The organism is Arthrobacter sp. MDT2-34-1 (assembly GCF_059091365.1).
Map to the genome: position 1 here is coordinate 1 of NZ_JBNHGO010000078.1, position 725 is coordinate 725.

Sequence of the window (725 nt, forward strand, 5' to 3'; positions counted from 1 at the left end):
AGGAGGCGTTTGCATGGCGAGAATCGAGGACTATGCCATCGTCGGTGACCTGGAGACGGCGGCACTGATCGGGCGGAACGGGTCCATCGACTGGCTGTGCCTGCCGCGCTTTGATTCCCCGGCCTGTTTCGCGGCGCTGCTGGACTCCCCCGAGGCAGGACGCTGGCTGCTTGCTCCCGCCGGAGCCGGGGAGTGCACCCGCCGCAGGTACCGGTCGGACACGTTGGTTCTGGAAACCGAATGGGACACCGCCGGAGGAAGCGTCCGGATTATCGACTTCATGCCCGGACGCGATGACGCGGTGGATGTAGTGCGTATCGTGGAGGGCCTCAGCGGCACGGTGCCGATGCACGGAGAGCTGTGCCTGCGCTTCGACTACGGCCGGGTCATACCGTGGGTGCGCCGCATCCCGGGCGGCATCAGCGCCGTCGCCGGCCCCGACTCCGCCTACCTCACCACCCCGGCTCCGTTGAAGGGGCTCAAGCTGCACACAGTCAGCGAATTCACCATACGGGCCGGGGACAGGGTCCCCTTCGTCCTGCGCTGGGCCCCGGGCCACCACCCGGAACCGGCCCGGATCGACCCGACCAAAGCGCTGGAGGCAACGGAGGCCTTCTGGCGGCAGTGGATCAGCCGCAGCCGGGTGGAAGGAAAATACAGCGACGCCGTGAAACGTTCCCTGATCACCCTCAAGGCACTCACCTATGCCCCCACCGGCGGCATCG

1 protein-coding gene is annotated in these 725 nt (G+C 67.4%); it reads left to right on the forward strand.

Going from position 1 to position 725, the window contains the following annotated elements; all coding sequences use genetic code 11:
* Positions 1-13 precede the first annotated feature (13 nt).
* Positions 14-725: glycoside hydrolase family 15 protein (locus tag AC5RVV_RS17705; RefSeq protein WP_494002661.1), on the forward strand; the 712-nt coding region annotated here is incomplete at its 3' end.